This is a genomic window from Moorena sp. SIO4A1 (assembly GCF_010672065.1).
Taxonomy (GTDB): domain Bacteria; phylum Cyanobacteriota; class Cyanobacteriia; order Cyanobacteriales; family Coleofasciculaceae; genus Moorena.
In genome coordinates, this window is the sequence record NZ_JAAHHX010000007.1 from 219,397 (window position 1) to 237,031 (window position 17,635).

Here is a 17,635-nt window from a genome sequence, read left to right on the forward strand (position 1 = left end):
AAAAAATCCCCAGCGGGTAGCTGAGGGATTAGTCAGGGTGCATCTACTATTTCTTAATCCTTGATTGCTCTATCTAGATCCGGAAGAAATTAGAAATGGGTAAGCCCAATAGAACTGATAGATTAGTTAAAACAAAATTGAACAAAAAAAAATCCCCAGCGGGTAGCTGAGGGATGAGTCAGGGTGCATCTACTATTTCTTAATCCTTGATTGCTCTCTCTCGATCCGGAAGAAATTAGAAACACACTAGCTAAATAGAACTGATAGATTAGTTGAGACAAAATTGAACAAAAAAAAATCCCCAGCGGGTAGCTGAGGGATGAGTCAGGGTGCATCTACTATTTTTTAATCCTTGATTGCTCTATCTAGATCCGGAAGAAATTAGAAATGGGTAAGCCCAATAGAACTGATAGATTAGTTGAGACAAAATTGAACAAAAAAAAATCCCCAGCGGGTAGCTGAGGGATGAGTCAGGGTGCATCTACTATTTCTTAATCCTTGATTGCTCTCTCTCGATCCGGAAGAAATTAGAAATGGGTAAGCCCAATAGAACTGATAGATTAGTTAAAACAAAATTGAACAAAAAAAAATCCCCAGCGGGTAGCTGAGGGATGAGTCAGGGTGCATCTACTATTTCTTAATCCTTGATTGCTCTCTCTCGATCCGGAAGAAATTAGAAACACACTAGCTAAATAGAACTGATAGATTAGTTGAGACAAAATTAAACAAAAAAAATCCCCAGCGGCTAGCTGAGGGATGAGTCAGGGTGCATCTACTATTTCTTAATCCTTCATGGCTCTCTCTCGATCCGGAAGAAATTAGAACTGATAGATTAGTTGAGACAAAATTAAACAAAAAAAATCCCCAGCGGCTAGCTGAGGGATCAGTCAGGGTGCATCTACTATTTCTTAATCCTTCATGGCTCTGTCTCGATCCGGAAGAAATTAGAACTGATAGATTAGTTGAGACAAAATTAAACAAAAAAAATCCCCAGCGGCTAGCTGAGGGATCAGTCAGGGTGCATCTACTATTTCTTATTCCTTGATTGCTCTCTCTCGATCCGGAATAAATTAGAACTGATAGATTAGTTGAGACAAAATTGAACAAAAAAAAATCCCCAGCGGCTAGCTGAGGGATCAGTCAGGGTGCATCTACTATTTCTTATTCCTTCATTGCTCTCTCTCGATCCGGAAGAAATTAGAACTGATAGATTAGTTGAGACAAAATTGAACAAAAAAAAATCCCCAGCGGCTAGCTGAGGGATGAGTCAGGGTGCATCTACTATTTCTTAATCCTTCATTGCTCTGTCTCGATCCGGAAGAAATTAGAAACGCTTACCCATTGATAACGAGTGATAGATTAGTTGAGACAAAATTAAACAAAAAAAATCCCCAGCGGCTAGCTGAGAGCTGATTCGTAAAGTAAATCTTAAGAAGTCTGAAAGCCTTGCTATGATTGTCTTTTGGTTATTAAATAGTTCAAATGTTCTATTTTAGCGCAAGCCTTATCTTACAAGGATTACAGCGAGTTTACGAATCAGCTCTTAATGCTGTTGATGATTACGCCAATTAAGGGGGTGCATCTCATATTTGTAAAAAAGATGGGAAGTGTGGGAAGTGTGGGGCGGGGGCGCGGGGCGGGGGCGCCTTTCAGGTGTATGATTTTAACAAAAGAGGAAAAAAGAACTAAAAACCTTAGTACACCATTGGACTGTCATCGATGATCACACAGATTCCGAAAGGGTATCAAGAATGGTTCTCAGTTGTGATGAGGAAGATGCCTCATCTGAGCAAATCTCAGGCAGTGGGATTAGCAATGGGTCGTTTTGGTATTGCCATCACTCTTTCGTTGTGGATTATCAACAGTAGCAGTGTTTTTAGCAGAAATCCAACATCGATCTCAAAACAATGTCAGAGAGCAGTTAAGGCAATGGTACAAGGAAAAAAGTCACAAATATGGCAGAAAGCGACAGGAAATAGAAGTCAGTGAAAGCAAAGCCTTCTTATTGTTGTGGATATTAAGTTGGTGGTCATCCGATCAAAAAAGCCTGGTGCTGGCTGCAGATGCATCCACATTGGGTAAGCGTATTGAGCGTCTTGGTAATTAGTGTGGTCTACCGTGGCTGTGGAATACCTGTAGCGAGCGAAAATTGTGGGTGCAACCGAAAAAGCGATGCAGCAAGGGAACAGGGGGTTTCCCCCGGAGACCAAACCGTAAGACAGTTGAGCCTTTATGGTTGGTCGGCTATGCAGAAAAGGGGTAAAACTTATTGATTAAGGCTCAACTGTCTTACGGTAAATTCAAACCACTCGCTATTGCATCAAGACAGGGAGTTGGCAACCTTACTGGCATCAGCTGTTAAATCAGGTCAAACAGGGGATCCCGGATGATTGGTTTGTGATAGTCACCACAGACAATCGGTTGTATGCTAAATGGTTTTATCAAGGGATTGTGGCTAATGGCTGGCATCCTAGCCATGCGGATTAATGCTCTTCGATATTACCAACCATCCCAGGTTTTGGGTGACCAACCCCCATCGAAATTACCTCTGTCTGGGCTAATCACGCTCGGTTGGTCAGCATTGGAGTGGTCGAGTCAGATGTTTGAGAAGCAACTGTGTCGATGGCACTCTCAATGCTCGCACCGGATCACGGTTATGCTGACCCATGGGTTTTTGTTAACGGTATGACGTCCACAACAGGCTCAAATCTACTGGTATAGTATGCGTAGCTGGATTGAATGCAAGTTCTACGACATTAAGCGTGGTGGATAGGGTTTGCATCACACCAAAATGACTGACCCCAAACGTGCCTGCATACAATGGTAACGCTATTGCTGTGGCGACTATTTGGTTGGTTGGCGTCGGAGGATTAACTGACACTAGTTTATCTGCTAGTAGTTTATCGGTTAAAACTGACGACGATGGCCTCGACGCCGATCCGTTGCAATTTTCGACCCACTCTCAACAACCATATTCTTTAAGTTGTAAAGGGCGAGGTTTTTTACGTATTCTGGCATCTGTCATTCAACAAATGCCTTTACCTATGGGTTGAAATTCTCCCTCATTTTCTCTATCTTCTGCATAAATCTTAAAATCATACACCTAAAAGGGGGAGTGTGGGGGGCGCGGGAAGTTAGATGAGCAACTGGCTCCTCAAGACGGCGCTACCTTCCAGCCCCGAAGTCCCAGATCCGCTGTTCCGGTGATCCGCTGTTCCGGTGATCCGCTGTTCTTTAAGAGTAGGGCAAGAGGCAAGAGGCAAGAGTTAATAAAGTATAGCGCTGCATCACTACTCCCTGTTCCGGTGATCCGCTGTTCCCTGTTCCCTAAAATCCCAAAATTTTGTACCTCACCCAATTTAAAACTGATTAGTTCAAGATACAGTGTGTTAGGGATTTTAATTCTTTACCCAAAATTAACAATAACTTATAGCTTTCTTTAAAAGAAATATCCTGACAGTTGTAAACTAATATTAGCTATCGTTACAAAACAAAACTATTTCGGTGTAACCATTGAGAGTAGTATTACTAAAACTTAAAGTGCTTTTGTAAATCAAAGATGATGCCCTATTATCTCCTTTATTGACGGGTACTTAGAGGCTAGTTCATTGTCCCTGTATTAAACAGGGGTAATTTAACTTGTTTGGTTTTTTTTATCTTCATAAACAACAAAAAATTGTAATTTGAACGGTTTCGTTTTCCCAGTATTAAACAGGGGTAATTTGACTAGCTTTGTTATCAAATATTACTAATTTTTAATGACTAATGAATGAATCTACTCCTGTTCAACTCGACTCATCCAATGGAAATGGTGAGACTGTACCCAGTATCATCAACACCAATGTTTCACCACAGTTCAACTATGCTGACGCTGTCGAAAAGTCCTTCTTATTTTATGAAGCTCAGCGCTCCGGTAAACTTCCTGAGGACAATCGCATCCCATGGCGCGGGGATTCTGCCCTCAACGATGGTGCTGATGTAGGAGTTGACCTCACTGGCGGTTATTACGATGCTGGGGACCACGTCAAGTTCGGCTTCCCCATGGCTGCTGCCATGACTATGCTTGCTTGGGGGGCAATCGAATATCAAGATTCCTACCAGCAAATGGGTCAATGGGATGAGGCGTTGGATGCCATTAAGTGGGGTACAGATTACATACTCAAATCCCACATCACAGACAGTAACGGTCAAACCGAAGAGTTTTGGGGACAGGTTGGATCCGGTGAAATCGACCACAGCGTCTGGGCACCGCCGGAAACCATGACCATGGTGCGACCAGCGTTCAAAATTGATCCTTTAAATCCCGGTTCTGACCTAGCTGGTGAATCCGCTGCTGCCTTAGCTGCTGCCTCAATTGCCTTCCAATCCACAAACAGCAGCTACGCTAATCAACTACTGACGAACGCCAAAGCCCTATTTGACTTTGCCGAGACCTATCAGGGTAACTACTCTGACTCTATCCCCGATGCTGCTATTTTCTACAATTCTTGGAGTGGCTACGAAGACGAACTAGCCTGGTCTGCAACTTGGCTGTACAAAGCAACCGGTGACCAGACCTACTTGGATAAAGCCGAAAGTTACTATCTAGGTATTGATCCGACTCAGACTCAATCCTGGGATCAAAAAGTCCATGGTACTGGCATCCTCCTTGCTCAAGAAACTGACCAGGATAAGTACCGTATTGAAGTAGAACGCTGGCTAGACTACTGGAGTGACGATAGTGGTGAAGGTATCGAATATACTGAGGGCGGACTAGCTTGGTTAGATGACTGGGGTTCCCTACGATATGCTGCCAATACAGCTTTCCTTGCTGGTATTTATAGCGATACCGTTAATGATGGTAATGGTCGTTACTCCGATTTCGCCGCTGATCAAATTGACTACATTCTTGGGGATAATCCCAACAATCGCAGTTATGTCGTCGGTTTTGGCCACAATTCTCCCAAGAATCCCCACCATCGTGGAGCCCATGGTTCCACCACCAATGACATCGAATCACCGACGGACAACCTCAACATTCTCTATGGTGCACTGGTGGGTGGTCCCTCTGAACCAGACGATAATGCCTATGTCGATGTTCGAACTAACTATGCCATTAATGAAGTCGCTCTTGACTACAACGCTGGCTTCACTGGTGCTCTTGCCCGTATGTACCGTGAACAGATGGAACTAAGTCTGGGTTCTAACGTTGAACCATTACTGTCTACAGTAGATCCGATCCAAGTTGAACCATTACTGTCTACAGTAGATCCGATCCAAGTTGAACCATTACTGTCTACAGTAGATCCGATCACTAACTCAATAATTTAACTCTCCCCCGCCGGGGAATTCTAAACGGTATAGCACTACGCATTAAGGTGTTTGACATTGATACAAGCAGCAAAAGCTGTTTTAGTGAACTTTTAGGTGCGACCCGTGGCGAATTTAATAATTAGATGCGGAAAGCGCACCTTTGCATGCATGCCTCTTGCCTCTTGCCTTGTGCGTAGCGCTATAGAACCCACATTCCGCACCTTCAAGTTTGACACTACGGATTTATCGCTACTCCCTGCTCCGAAGTCAGAAGAGGTAAGAGCTAAGAGCTAAGATGGTAAAAATCCTGTGTACCTCATTAGACTAAAAACCGCTATAGCTCACCCAATTGAGAACTGCTATAAATTACCAATCACTAATCTTCAACCCTCAAGTTAAGTCGATAATTAATCGGTTCAGAGGCTTGAGAAACTACCACAAACTCATAGAAACCAGATGCTGGCAGATCCCCGATCCAGTAGCGTTCGTTTGAGTCTTCTAATAGGGTGGTCTTACGGCTCGGACCATAAACTGAAAACAAGGCATTCACATCGGTAGCCAGTCTCACTTCCATGACTTGACCACCAGAAAGTTTAGCCGTAAACGCTTTCCCGTCTCCTGGCTCAAGGGTACCACTGACTTGCTGAATCACTGCGCCAGGGGCAAACTCGATGCGCTGTAGGGCTTTGCCCGATTTCAACGCTTCGATGGTATCCCCAACAATCCCTTGCCACACCTGACCAATAGACTTATCGATAAACTTCTCACCGCGCTGATCGGGAAACTTATGAAAGAATTTAGAATCTGCAATATCATAAGCTGCACGGCTAGAAAGACGCAACTGATTCACTTGCTGCTTCCAGCTAGTCAGATCTGCTGTCCCATAGCTTCCCAACCTTCCCCGTGCCGTCCGACTCAAATTGAGCAACTCAATCCGGGTCAATAGCTCAAATGCCAGCTTATCCCACTCTTCTCTTAACGGAGCATCCTTTGATCCAGTGCCTAGCTGTCGTTTTTCTTGATTGGGGTACTTGTTCCAAAAGGCCTCATTGACTAACTGAACGTAGAACTTCTCGTCAATCTCCAAATTGGCACGACGCTGATCTAGCAATTCCTTGCGCTTTGCCTCGTTGCTGGGAAACCACGAGGGTGGCTTTATGTCCGGTTGATCGATGGGTGATTCCTTTGGAGAGGGTTCCGGCTGAGATCCTCTGAATTTGAACCACCAATTGGTTGCCCAGAAGGTAAAACCAAATACAGCAGCAGCTAAAACAGATACCAAAACCACCTTGCCCAGCCAGTCTAAAACGGTATTGTTTGTAAAAGTGCTTAATGGTGTTCTGGTAGCTGGGGTTGCTGGCTGGTTAACCGCTACTGGCTTGGAACCAGGGGCAACTGCTAAGGTCGGTTTAGTCTGAGGGGGTGATGGAGCTGATTGCGGGTCACTGGCAAATTGAAGGTGAGTGGTGAGGTCTCGCAGCACTTCTTTGGCATTTTGGTACCGTTCCCCTGGTCTAGGTTGAAGCATTTTATCGAGGATACGACCTAGGGTTGAGCTAAGGCTGATCTCTCGCCGCCAGTTCCAGGTCAGGGTATTGGGGTCAATTATCTGCTGGGGTTCCTGACCAGTCACTAATACTAATATAGTTGCCCCTAGAGCATAGAGGTCACTGTGGGGAAAAACACTTCCTCCTTGCATCTGCTCTGGGGGAGCATAGCCAACTTTACCCAACCGAGTTATGATCGGCTTATTTTGACCAGCCACCTTTGACCCTAGGAACTTCGATGCCACATTCGCTGCTACCTCCTTGACACCGCCAAAGTCAATCAGCACTGGTAAACCATCGGTACTGCGCAAAATCAGATTATCGGGAGAGATATCCCGATGAATCACCCTCATAAAATGGATATATTCCAACACTGGCAGGATTTGGATCAGCAGTTGAGTCACTTCTGCTTCACTAAACCGGAGTCCCTGAGGTCGGCGAGCCTCCAGTAGAGCGCGGTAGGTTTGCCCCTCCACATAGTCCTGAACCAACAATAGGGTGCCTTTGTCCTGTTGTTGTACCTGAAACAACTCACGAAATTGAGGGATTTGAGGGTGTTGCAATCGATAAAGAACTCCCGCTTCCCGCTCAAATAATTCTTCTGCTTTTTGTAAGGCGTGGTTACCTTGAACTTGGGGGGCAAATTCTTTTAGCACACACAGTTCATTAAAGCGGTTAAGGTCTTGAGCTAAATAGGTGCGTCCAAAGCCTCCGTGTCCCAACTCCCGGAGGATGCGGTAGCGACCACCCAGAATCTTCCCAGTGTCAAAGGTTTTGGCTAGGGACGGCAGCATCTCGCCACAAACCCGGCAAAACTTATTGCCATTGGGATTCTCATGTCCTTTACTACAATAGAGGGGCGTCATTCGATTTTGAATGTTGGATGTTGGATTTTGGATGTTAGATTTTTTCCCAGGGCTTGCTCCCGGAGACTTGACACAGTGCGTGGGATTCTGTGACCTGTTGACTCAGTAGTTGACTAAGCATAGGTAGACCAGCTACTGTGCTATATATATTAAAGATATATAGCATTTCTAAAATAGGTGAGGTAGATTTTGGATTTTAGGGAATAGGCAACAGGCAACAGGCAACAGGGAAAAAATCTTGTGTACCTCATTACTATGATAAACGCTATATATCACTATATATATAACTAATCATCAAAAATGGGGGTTGGTAAGGGGAGAAACGGATACCCCTGTCATTTATGCGTGGGGAGGAGTTTCTCCCCTTACACAAACAGCAGCTAGACAGTACTTCTTTTGAACTAGAAGCTATAAGCATATCCGTCTTTCCTATGTACAATGCTGCAATATTGGTGACTGATTCCTTGTACCAGTCCGTGTTTAGTGGAGATATTGAATGAACCGGTTTTTCGAGTAGCTATTCTACCTGTGTATGTTCCCACTTTCTTACCTTTGGTTACAACGGCTTTGGCAATATCTCCAGTCTGAAACCCTTTGACAAACTTCAACCTTGGTACATAACGAGTGGGAAAGCCAAACTTGTTCGTTCTGCACATCTGACGAGTACCATGTCCTTTAGCTGAAATCAACAATGGCTGATAAACTTCGATGTACAAAGTATCGACTTTTCCAACATTGGCGGCATCTAACCAGTGTGTTTTTGGAAGGTTCTGCCGACATCGATTGTACTTAGTTAATCCACCTGACCCTGTTTCAATCGGCAAACCCAAGGCTTTTAATTCGTTATACAACTTCCATCTAGTTGAGTTGACGGCTGCCCCATCGACTAAAGGTCGTTTGGCTTGAGAAAGAATACGCTTTATAACATCAGGTTTACCAGATAAAAACTGTTCGATTTCCTGATTACCTTTGGTTTGATTGCACTTCCTACAAGCAATTGCTAGGTTACTTACTCGGTCAGAACCGCCCTTTGATTTAGGTTTGATGTGTTCGACCTCTAGTGGAGTATCAGTCACACCACAGTAAGCACATTTACGATTCCATTTGGAAAGTAGATATTCTCTAACTTCATATCCGTAGAGTGTGCCCTGCTGATACTCTGTGCCAGAAATCTCAGGGTTTTCCATCTTCTGAGTATCGAACCTAACTAATTCCTGAGAAATGCCAGTTATCGGACAAAATCGAGTAAGTTTTTTTACCCATGTGATAATATTATAGACTCTCGACATTAGACTGGGAGCTAACCAGCCATCAGGACGTTTACGGTTAAGAAACCGTGGCTGTCGATAACGAGTTTTGCGGTTTCTACGAGAACGTCTCAACTGTCTACGTGAGGTTAAACCATCTCGAATTTGAAGACCTCTGTGGGTTAGTTCGGCACCCCAAACAACTACCTTTTCTTGAACAATTGCTAAACCTGTCGTTTGAGAACCAGGGTCAAGTTTGATCTGATGATTATGTGTCACACATTCCAATTCCTCCAAATCGCGCATGATGATTGTGAACGGGTATCTCCTAAAGACCTTAGCCCTTCCTTGTTTGAGCAAGATTCTAGCTCTAGCAGGCTTGCATGGATCTAAAGGTTTTTTGTTTTTATCAAGTACAAAAACTCGCATAATGTGAGTATTCTCCTATTGCTAGGGTAAAGTTCGCTGCGCCAATGTTATCAGTCGGTACTTCCCAGATTGCACTTCCTTAACCTGATAAAGATGTTTAACAATCCGGTTCTAGAGCTTGAAACTAGCGTCGCATTTCAAGGTAGGAACTTTAACTCTTGCTGATAACGTAGTCCCTGACGGGACTTAGGCTGGTCAGGTAATGATTCACAAGCCCCCGGATTTATCCGTGGGGTTTGCTACTCCCAGGCTCCTGAATCCTGTTGAAGCGTTCCGCCACCTAATTGGTAAAATATATCATCGACGTATAACCCGGTTTTCGCTGAGGTATAATAACTTGCTATGACTTGGTCTTGCTGGGCAGTTTTTTTCTGTAACATCTGTGTCAATTCCTCCAGTTTTGCTTGATAAACTAAGTCGGATTTATTTAAGGCAGTAATAATCAACCCTTTGGGATTGATGGATAAAAACAGATCGATATGATGAACAATGTGCTCAATGGTTTCCATGCGAGTTACATCAGCAACAATAATTGCACCCTGAGCTCCTTTTAAATAAGTTGGTGAAATTCCCTTAAATTTAGTATGACCTTCTAAATCCCAAATCATCAATTTTATATCCAGCAGTTCTGATCGGGTTTCATCCTTAAATTTTATGATTTTGCGGGAAATTTTCACTCCGACTGTTGAAAGATATTGGTCACTAAACACACCCTCCACAAATCGGCGGATTAGGCTAGTTTTGCCTACACCAAAGTCTCCAACTAGGCAAATTTTTCGATCAATAGTGGACATTGTTACTGGTTGCTGACAACTGGTTTGAACTCTCGGGGATTGTAAACAGTTGTTAAGAGATGGGCGTGGCTCCACATCTGAACAAGTTTACGATATGATTTCTTCAGCGGACTTGAACACCTAATTGCTCACCGACCGTATGTTCCCAGACAGCACTATGGTTTTAGTGTTAGTGATCTATTGCAGTAGTTGGATCACCTCCTGATTTGAGATTTAATACACATTTAATATACAAGGGACTAAAGTCCATAACTTGTTGTGATCTCCTAGCTAAACCAAAGGGGCTTTCAACTGGATTTCTTGGTAAACGGATCAAATACGACACATCGATTTAACCACAGCGGTTGACTAGCATCAACATCTGGGGGGCGTTTGCCAACCCCACGCACTTGCAGCCGCTTGGGATCAATGCCTTGCTGAACAAGCACATCTTTTACCATTTGGGCTCGTTGTTGTGCCAATCCCTGATTTTCGGTAAGTTGACCCCTAGGATCGGCGTAGCCGATTATCCTCAGGTGCTTTTGAGGATACCGCTCCAGAAATTCCTTAATTGATCGGATTTTAGTGCCTATATCCTCTGGTTTCAACTGGGCTGAACCAAGATCAAAGTAGATCCGGCTGGTAAGGTCTGATCCGTGGAGTTGTAAATTGTTCTCGACCGACTTGACACCAGGAATGTTCTCAAAGGCTTCGGTAATCTTAGGGAAATCTTTAGCATAGAGTATCGCTCCTTTTACGGTCACCCTGCCTTCTGTATAAGATGCTACAATTACCACTCCATCCATTTGATTCAAGGTGTTTCTCACCCGTTGGACTTGAGCTTTGGTTAACTCATCAGTATAAGGGAGTTCGATCACCTCAATTCGATTATCCAACGCTAAGTTAGGGGCCGCAGCTTTGGCAATTTGCTCGACGTTTGAGCGCAGAGCCTGATTCGGTAGCTGTCCAGCTAGCTTTAGTCTCTGGCGATTGGCTTTAACTGTTAAACCATAATCAGACACTTCTGGGGCATAATAGGCGAGGGCAAGTTGAGTTTTTTGCTCAATGCGACGGTTTATTTTAGCCCTATGCTGATAAATTCCCCCAAATACAGCGATTAAACCCAGAAGCCCCAAGCCAACCACCAATAAGGCTGGCGGTTTCTTGCCTTTTTTCCGATTTTCCTGAGTATCACGACGCCCTTGACTAAGGGATTGATCTAATAAATTTTGTAAAATTCCCTTGACTCCCACCGGGATAGTTGTATGATATCCATCAAAAGACTTGATCGGTTTACCATAATGGGTAATAATAGTTTCTAGGCTTTCCCGCAACTGATTAATGAACTGGTGGGTGGGTTCCCCTTGAACTAACACCGCCAGGTAGCAGTATCCCTCTACTTCCAGGATGATCTTGGATGTACCATAGTCAATAGCATCGATTTCTGCCACATCCCCAGACTGAGCGATACAGTCATTGACAAAGCTACGGATAGCGGTGAGCATCCCTGCTACCATATCTGACTCTAGGTGCTGGCTGTCAGAGGGTTGTACCTCAGCAATCACTAAACCAGAGTCTTTATGAATCAAAAAGATCGCTCGCGCCCGAAACAGCATCACCTCCCGAAACAGCAATTCCGCTTCAGAAACTCCCTGCACCTTAGCGCGAATCTTGCGCTTAATTGCTTCAACGCTGAGGGCATTTTCCAGTTTCTCATTGATAGCTCGGATTTCTTCTGCTAAGTATGTGGAAATGGTACTGCCAATGACCGGATACAGAGCATTTACCATGGCGTCTCGCTCAATTATAATCTGTTGCCGGATCGCTGCTGCCATTTCTGGTGCGATCGCAAACCCAACTTCCTCTGGACACTCCATGATCCGGGAGGAAATAGCTATTGGAACTGCCGGAGCGATCGCTTCTCCCACACACACTTTATCCTGTTGAGTTCTGTGGTCAATGACTTCATCAATGATGGGAGTCAGGGAATCGGTAACCGAGGTACTGAACTGAGCTACTGTGAGATCCAGGAGCTTAGCCATCACTGGTAGCAATAGATTAATCAATTCTTGAGGTTGATAAATCCGATGCTCAAGCCTGCCTTGTCTCTGGGCTAGCCTTTCTATCTGGTCACGAAACTCTGCCATTTCTGGAGATATCACCAGTTCTTGTAAAATCTCAGCCAAGGTGTCTAATTCCTGGGAGGTGTCGTGATCAGACTTTGATTGCAGGTCTTGGTTGGTTTTTGTGGTTTCGGATTGGACTAACTTCTCAGCTAATACTGGATCTTCGGAATTTTGAGGCATTTGCGGCAGATGCTCCTTTGGTGTAGGAAGCTGTGGTGATGGGTTCTGATCGGGAAAAACTTTGACACCGAAGGATTGGGGTTGATCCCTTTCTTGAGCTAATGGTTCTTTCTCCTGAACCCTAGACGGGAGGCTGCTACTCCCACGGTCAGTTTGAGGTTCAATAGCCGGAACCTCAAGGTCACCGGATGAATCGGATTGTTTAATAGTGTCTCCCTGATCAGAGGTCATCCCTTGCTGCTTAGAGTTAGGATGTTGGCTAGGTTTATCCCTGTGATCAATAATCTTGAGGTCAACGAGTAAATTAAGTAAATCCTTCAACTCGTCTTCTGTACTCGAATTGACCTCAATTGACTCTGATCTAGAATTTTCCGGCTGAGAGGCATCAGCCGGATTTTGGTTTGAAAATGCCACTGGTGGCTATCCGTTACTATTTAACCTTTTGGAAAAATCAGCGATGCTCAGCAAAGAGCCGCTACGCGAACGCACCTTGATTTAAAACTAATCTTAGCGAGAAAATCAAGTTAATTTTTGTTACTGACATTGCCGGACTGTGCCAAGTCTATTCCAAAGTCTGAGTTTGCTTGATTAACTGGAGATGCTCGTCATCATTAGTAGCAGTTTTCTCCATGACCGTACCATTATGACCTTTGGTCTGTGGTAACCCAGACCACCCATCACTAGCTTCTTTGAGTGCTGGAACCAATTCAGTCCCTTTGAGCCTCAAACCCAACTCTAACAACATGTCTCCGAGATCTGCTTTCGAGGCTTTGGCATCTTTGAGCTGTGCAAATTTAGTTTCCAGCTCGGCCAAGATCTGCTTTCTGAGATTGATCACATCTTGCTGATGCTGTTCTTTAGTTTCTGAAAGTTCCTTCTTTAGGGAGGTTGACTGCTTGTAGACTGTCTCGTCGAGCACCTCAATACTCTTAGAAAACTTTTTGTTGAGCAGCTCAACCCGCTCCTGAATCTCATTCCTCTCTTCGGCTGCAGTTAAACTAAGAGTACTTATTTTTTTTTCCAGGGAATCTACAGCAGCAGCCATTTCTTTTGAGAGAGTCGTTTTGATCTGCTCAACGCGATCGCGTATTTCCTGCTGCCACATAGATAAGTCAGACTCTATCTTCGTGAAGCGAGTATCATACTCTCGCAGCTTAGAGCCTACTATTATATCACGTATCTTCTCAAGATTTCCCAGTCTTTCCCGCATTTCTGCTTTATTGATTCCATCCATGACCATAAAACTCAAATAAACAATAAACACTTAACCATAAACAATTACTAGCTTGCCTTGAATTCAAGGAGCGTGCCATTTATGTTATCAATCAGATGCTGCTGTCAACCGGAACCGTTGTGTGACAAACATCTTTACCCCCATCACTAACGATACAAAATACTTAAAACCTATTACTATTAGCTTAAAGCCAATACCCTTAATCATCTGCACCAAGGATTTCTGCTTGACCGAGTAGGGGGTTGGTCAGGGGAAACTGGAAGCTTGTGGGATTTATGCATGGGCATGAAAGTTCCGTCTTATATCAAGTCCGGTTGAATACCCATCAATCTTGTAGATTGATGGGGAGATAGGGATATCGCCAGATGGGACAGATTTTTAGGAGATTTTGATTCAAAATCCCCGTTGATACTATATCAACGGGGATTGGTTACTCTTCGCTTTCGATTTCGGCTAAAGATTTCCAGCCTGCTTGCCACAAGCCAGGATCTTTAAGCTGTTTAGCATTCAGCCAAAAACGGACATTCGGGTCACAAGAAGCCACCATTTCAGCAAACACCCACTTTCCTTGGTTTTTACGATTGACCACTTGGAAATGCCGCCAGCCCCAAGTTTTCTGTTTAGCTGTCCATTTTGAACCCACAAGATGAGGGAATTTCTGTTTTTGAGCCATTTCCTGTATGGTCTGGTTTCACTTTCCCACTGAGCACTCACAACTTAGCACTACGAAGAGAGTTTACGCCTTGCCAGTAGACGTGCGGCTAGGATACCGCCGATAAAACCAAATAAATGTCCTTGCCAAGATACATGGGGCTGTGAAGGTAAGACACCCCAAACTAAACCACCATAGAGGAAGCCGACTAGAATTGATAGAAAAATTGAGGGTAGGTTTCGTTCAAAGAAGCCTCTAAATAGCAGAAAACCTAGGTAGCCAAAGATCAGCACACTTGCCCCAATGTGAACTGAATTGGGAGCGCCCAACAGCCAAACCCCAAGACCACCAACCACCATGGTGATGCTGGTAACTACGAAAAAGTCGCTAGTTTCTTGCAACATTACAAACCAGCCTAGGACAAGAAAAGGTATAGTGTTGGAAATCAGATGAGAAAAACCACCGTGGAGAAAAGGGGCAAATAAAATACCCCGCAGCCCAATTGGGTTGCGGGGAATGATGCCATATAGATCAAGTTTCCTTCCAAAAATGAATATATCCACCAGCTCTACAATCCACATCAGAGCGACCCATCCACCGAGAATGATTGCCTGAGTTTGTAACTCACTGGTTATTGATTGTCTTTCCTGCCTAGTCATTGTTGATGAGTTTATGGTGAACAATAATATCGAAACCAATAGACAAATACTGACATTGGCTTACTTCGCAGGTGTTGCTCCATGTCTACAGACTAACTTAATTGATCAAGGCAATTAACCAATGACTAATGACTAATAACTCAACTAATAACTAATAATTATAAATATTTACAGGTTCTATCGCCTCTGCTAGCTCAAATCCAAATACCCGGGAGTAAAAATACAACTCCCCTTCCAGAGTCCGTTTAATCGTTTCTGCTTTACGAAAACCGTGTTGCTCCCCTTCATAGGTAACATAGGCTACAGGTAACCCCTTAGCCTTCAAAGCTGCCACCATCATTTCTGCTTGGTTAGGGGGGACTACCTTGTCTTCTAGCCCCTGGAAGAAAATTACAGGACACGAAAGTTGGTCTGTGAAATGAATAGGCGATCGCTGTTGATATAAATCTTTACGTTCTGGATAAGGACCGATCAAGCCATCTAGATACCGGGATTCAAATTTGTGGGTATCCTTGGCTAGTACCTCCAAATCACTTACACCGTAGTAGCTAGCGCCAGCTTTAAACACATCTCGGAATGTCAGAGCAGCTAGAGTTGTATAACCCCCAGCACTTCCCCCTGCAATGGCCAGTCGCTCACCATCAACTAGTCCTTGCTCAGCTAGGTACTTTGCTCCATTGGTGCAGTCATCAACATCCACAATTCCCCAGTTGTTTTTAAGGCGTTGACGATAGTCCCGCCCATAGCCAGTACTGCCTCCATAGTTGACATCTAGGATGGCAAAACCACGAGAGGTCCAGTATTGAATTTTTAGGTTAAAGGTACTGGAAGTCGCTGCCGTAGGTCCACCGTGGCTTTTGACAATTAGGGGTGGTTTTTCGGAGGTTGGTGCAGTGTAGTCTTTGTTTTGTGGTGGGTAGAAGAAACCATAGGCGGTCAGTCCATTAGTTGTGGGAAATGCGATCGCTTCAGGCTGCGATAGATAGCCAGTATCGATAGCTAACTCACGCTTACTCCTCAGTACATTTATTTGTCCATTTGTCAAGTCCAACTGAACAATAGCGCTTGCTTCTGTTACAGAACCAGCGATAAAAACCGCTTGATTATCAGCTACCTTTAGGTCGGAAATACTGGTGTATGGTGTAGCAATCACCGACCGCTGCTTCGTTTTTAGGTCAATACTAGCTAAATGCCAGTTTCCTTCCTGAGTATAGGTACATATGATTCGATTGGCACCATCGAAGCCATAAGTAGACATACCAAAGACCCACTGGGGTAGTCCAAACTCGGCTTCCATTTCACACAGGGGTTCGATTGCCCCTTGGCTTGGTTGCCAGCGGTAGAGATTCCACCAATTAGTGCGATCGCAAACAAAGTAAAGGACACCATCTGGTGACCACTCTGGCTGAAATACCGACTCATCCCCCCCACCAGCAATAGGCTCTGCAACACCTATAGAACCATCGGTTAAGATTGGAGCTACCCATAGTTGAGTACCATCCCAGGGCATATGGGGATGATTCCAGGTTAGCCAAGCGAGTTTAGAGGAATCCGGACTTAGGCGCGGCGAGGAGTAAAAGTCACAGCCAGAGGCTAGCACTTGAATATCTTCACCGTTTTCTTGGCTGATGCTAACCAAGGTATTGACTGGTTCCCCATCCACCGTGTGGTTTTCTCCCACACAGATTATACGTCCTCTTTCCTGGTCAATTACCCCATCACCATAGCGCCAGTTAGCTATGGGGGTTAGGGGTTGGGGTTTGGAGTTTGGGGTTTGTTGGTACAGACGTTGGTCAGCAAAATTAGAGAAGTAAATTTTGCCATCCTTAACCGCAAAACCACCACCACCATACTCGTTAACCCGAGTACGAGCATTGAAGCGCTCGGGAGTCAGATCAACAGTTTTGCCATCAGGGGTGCGTCGCACGATTACATTGCGTCCAGCTTCCGCAGGTCGCCCTTCAATCCAGTAAACATCCTTTTCATCAAGGGCAATGCTGCCCAACCTAACGCTGCTTTGAACAATCATGTCAGCGGTAATAGGGGATTTCCAGGAACCATAGGGAACAAGGTGTGGTGGTTGGGTCATGGAAAAACTGCTGTAATTGCCTCTAACTTGCTTGGGCTCTATCTACTATCATAACCTGACTACGTGTCCATGGTTAGCGTTAAAGTAGGGATTCCCGTACATTTACCCAAATCGGGCTTGCTTAAATGCATCCGATTGCGCTAAAAGAGTATAGAGGGGCTTCCTTGCCGTACAAAACTCTACAGATCGGCGCATTAACGCAAAGGGGAAGCATTGTAGTTCAGGTATTAGCAAAAGCCAATCCAACAACAGAATTGATTTAGAGATTTTAGAGTATGACTCAAACAGTTACTCACCCCATGGTGAAGTTGCAACGCCATGTGCGTTCACTGGCGGAATCCAATATTATTAAACCCAGTGACAGCCTTTGGAAAATTGCCCTGCTCTATGGGGACAAATGGTCCCACTGGAAACAGGAACTGACTGAATTCGGGTTTACCATGCAAGACCCGATCAGTGACTTACTAGCTGTGGAAGCCTGGGACGAAGAATGATCTGATCCAGTGTCAGGTTAAGTACTTATCGATCTCTGTTGTTCGTA

At 44.5% G+C, this 17,635-nt stretch carries 15 protein-coding genes; 5 read left to right on the plus strand and 10 right to left on the minus strand.

Annotated elements, in window-relative coordinates; all coding sequences use genetic code 11:
* The first annotated feature begins 1,831 nt into the window (after positions 1–1,831).
* Entirely contained in the window at positions 1,832–2,107 is a 276-nt protein-coding gene (locus tag F6K53_RS07550; protein ID WP_293026635.1) for a hypothetical protein, read from the plus strand.
* A 318-nt stretch (positions 2,108–2,425) separates the two neighbouring features.
* Entirely contained in the window at positions 2,426–2,689 is a 264-nt protein-coding gene (locus F6K53_RS07555; protein ID WP_293026633.1) for a hypothetical protein, read from the plus strand.
* Here the strand turns inward: F6K53_RS07555 and F6K53_RS07560 are convergent.
* Both F6K53_RS07560 and F6K53_RS07565 read right to left on the minus strand, forming a co-directional pair.
* Complete coding sequence (locus F6K53_RS07560; RefSeq protein WP_293026631.1) at positions 2,678–2,881, minus strand: hypothetical protein; 204 nt, start codon at positions 2,879–2,881, stop codon at positions 2,678–2,680. The two genes, F6K53_RS07555 and F6K53_RS07560, sit on opposite strands and share 12 nt — an antisense overlap.
* 273 nt (positions 2,882–3,154) lie before the next feature.
* Positions 3,155–3,358, minus strand: a complete 204-nt coding sequence (locus F6K53_RS07565) for a hypothetical protein (RefSeq protein ID WP_293068025.1) — start codon at positions 3,356–3,358, stop codon at positions 3,155–3,157.
* Positions 3,359–3,765: 407 nt separating this feature from the next.
* Between F6K53_RS07565 and F6K53_RS07570 the strand changes: the two genes are divergently transcribed.
* Together F6K53_RS07570 and F6K53_RS07575 are read left to right on the plus strand one after the other, a co-directional pair.
* Positions 3,766–5,310 (plus strand): glycoside hydrolase family 9 protein, encoded by a 1,545-nt coding sequence (locus F6K53_RS07570; RefSeq protein ID WP_293026627.1) that lies wholly within the window; start codon positions 3,766–3,768, stop codon positions 5,308–5,310.
* A gap of 105 nt (positions 5,311–5,415) precedes the next feature.
* The gene (locus F6K53_RS07575; RefSeq protein ID WP_293026625.1) at positions 5,416–5,586 is read left to right on the plus strand and encodes a hypothetical protein; all 171 of its coding nucleotides are present in this window, start codon (positions 5,416–5,418) and stop codon (positions 5,584–5,586) included.
* A gap of 82 nt (positions 5,587–5,668) precedes the next feature.
* Here F6K53_RS07575 and F6K53_RS07580 read toward each other — a convergent pair whose 3' ends face one another.
* The 8 genes from F6K53_RS07580 to F6K53_RS07615 form a co-directional block, all read right to left on the minus strand.
* The gene (locus tag F6K53_RS07580) at positions 5,669–7,705 is read right to left on the minus strand and encodes a serine/threonine-protein kinase (protein ID WP_293026623.1); all 2,037 of its coding nucleotides are present in this window, start codon (positions 7,703–7,705) and stop codon (positions 5,669–5,671) included.
* A 401-nt stretch (positions 7,706–8,106) separates the two neighbouring features.
* The gene (gene iscB / locus F6K53_RS07585; protein WP_293026621.1) at positions 8,107–9,381 is read right to left on the minus strand and encodes an RNA-guided endonuclease IscB; all 1,275 of its coding nucleotides are present in this window, start codon (positions 9,379–9,381) and stop codon (positions 8,107–8,109) included.
* Positions 9,382–9,620: 239 nt separating this feature from the next.
* Positions 9,621–10,175, minus strand: a complete 555-nt coding sequence (locus tag F6K53_RS07590; RefSeq protein WP_293068032.1) for a Rab family GTPase — start codon at positions 10,173–10,175, stop codon at positions 9,621–9,623.
* Between the two features lie 287 nt (positions 10,176–10,462).
* Positions 10,463–12,874, minus strand: a complete 2,412-nt coding sequence (locus tag F6K53_RS07595; RefSeq protein ID WP_293024234.1) for an OmpA family protein — start codon at positions 12,872–12,874, stop codon at positions 10,463–10,465.
* Between the two features lie 148 nt (positions 12,875–13,022).
* On the minus strand, positions 13,023–13,724 hold the full coding sequence (locus tag F6K53_RS07600; RefSeq protein WP_293024231.1) for a hypothetical protein: 702 nt from the start codon (positions 13,722–13,724) through the stop codon (positions 13,023–13,025).
* Positions 13,725–14,124: 400 nt separating this feature from the next.
* Complete coding sequence (locus F6K53_RS07605) at positions 14,125–14,367, minus strand: TIGR02450 family Trp-rich protein (protein WP_008181697.1); 243 nt, start codon at positions 14,365–14,367, stop codon at positions 14,125–14,127.
* A gap of 50 nt (positions 14,368–14,417) precedes the next feature.
* Complete coding sequence (locus F6K53_RS07610; RefSeq protein WP_293024226.1) at positions 14,418–15,005, minus strand: rhomboid family intramembrane serine protease; 588 nt, start codon at positions 15,003–15,005, stop codon at positions 14,418–14,420.
* A 151-nt stretch (positions 15,006–15,156) separates the two neighbouring features.
* Positions 15,157–17,094, minus strand: a complete 1,938-nt coding sequence (locus F6K53_RS07615) for a S9 family peptidase (RefSeq protein ID WP_293024224.1) — start codon at positions 17,092–17,094, stop codon at positions 15,157–15,159.
* Positions 17,095–17,369: 275 nt separating this feature from the next.
* Between F6K53_RS07615 and F6K53_RS07620 the strand changes: the two genes are divergently transcribed.
* The gene (locus tag F6K53_RS07620; protein WP_071103068.1) at positions 17,370–17,588 is read left to right on the plus strand and encodes a DUF4327 family protein; all 219 of its coding nucleotides are present in this window, start codon (positions 17,370–17,372) and stop codon (positions 17,586–17,588) included.
* Positions 17,589–17,635: the final 47 nt, after the last annotated feature.

Bases quoted from the DNA above. Each gene is read 5' to 3' on its own strand.
- F6K53_RS07615 (WP_293024224.1), bottom strand. From the start codon at position 17,094: ATGACCCAACCACCACACCTTGTTCCCTATGGTTCCTGGAAATCCCCT.
- F6K53_RS07605 (WP_008181697.1), bottom strand. From the start codon at position 14,367: ATGGCTCAAAAACAGAAATTCCCTCATCTTGTGGGTTCAAAATGGACA.
- F6K53_RS07580 (WP_293026623.1), bottom strand. From the start codon at position 7,705: ATGACGCCCCTCTATTGTAGTAAAGGACATGAGAATCCCAATGGCAAT.
- F6K53_RS07555 (WP_293026633.1), top strand. From the start codon at position 2,426: ATGCTAAATGGTTTTATCAAGGGATTGTGGCTAATGGCTGGCATCCTA.
- F6K53_RS07590 (WP_293068032.1), bottom strand. From the start codon at position 10,175: ATGTCCACTATTGATCGAAAAATTTGCCTAGTTGGAGACTTTGGTGTA.
- F6K53_RS07610 (WP_293024226.1), bottom strand. From the start codon at position 15,005: ATGACTAGGCAGGAAAGACAATCAATAACCAGTGAGTTACAAACTCAG.
- iscB (WP_293026621.1), bottom strand. From the start codon at position 9,381: ATGCGAGTTTTTGTACTTGATAAAAACAAAAAACCTTTAGATCCATGC.
- F6K53_RS07570 (WP_293026627.1), top strand. From the start codon at position 3,766: ATGAATGAATCTACTCCTGTTCAACTCGACTCATCCAATGGAAATGGT.
- F6K53_RS07620 (WP_071103068.1), top strand. From the start codon at position 17,370: ATGACTCAAACAGTTACTCACCCCATGGTGAAGTTGCAACGCCATGTG.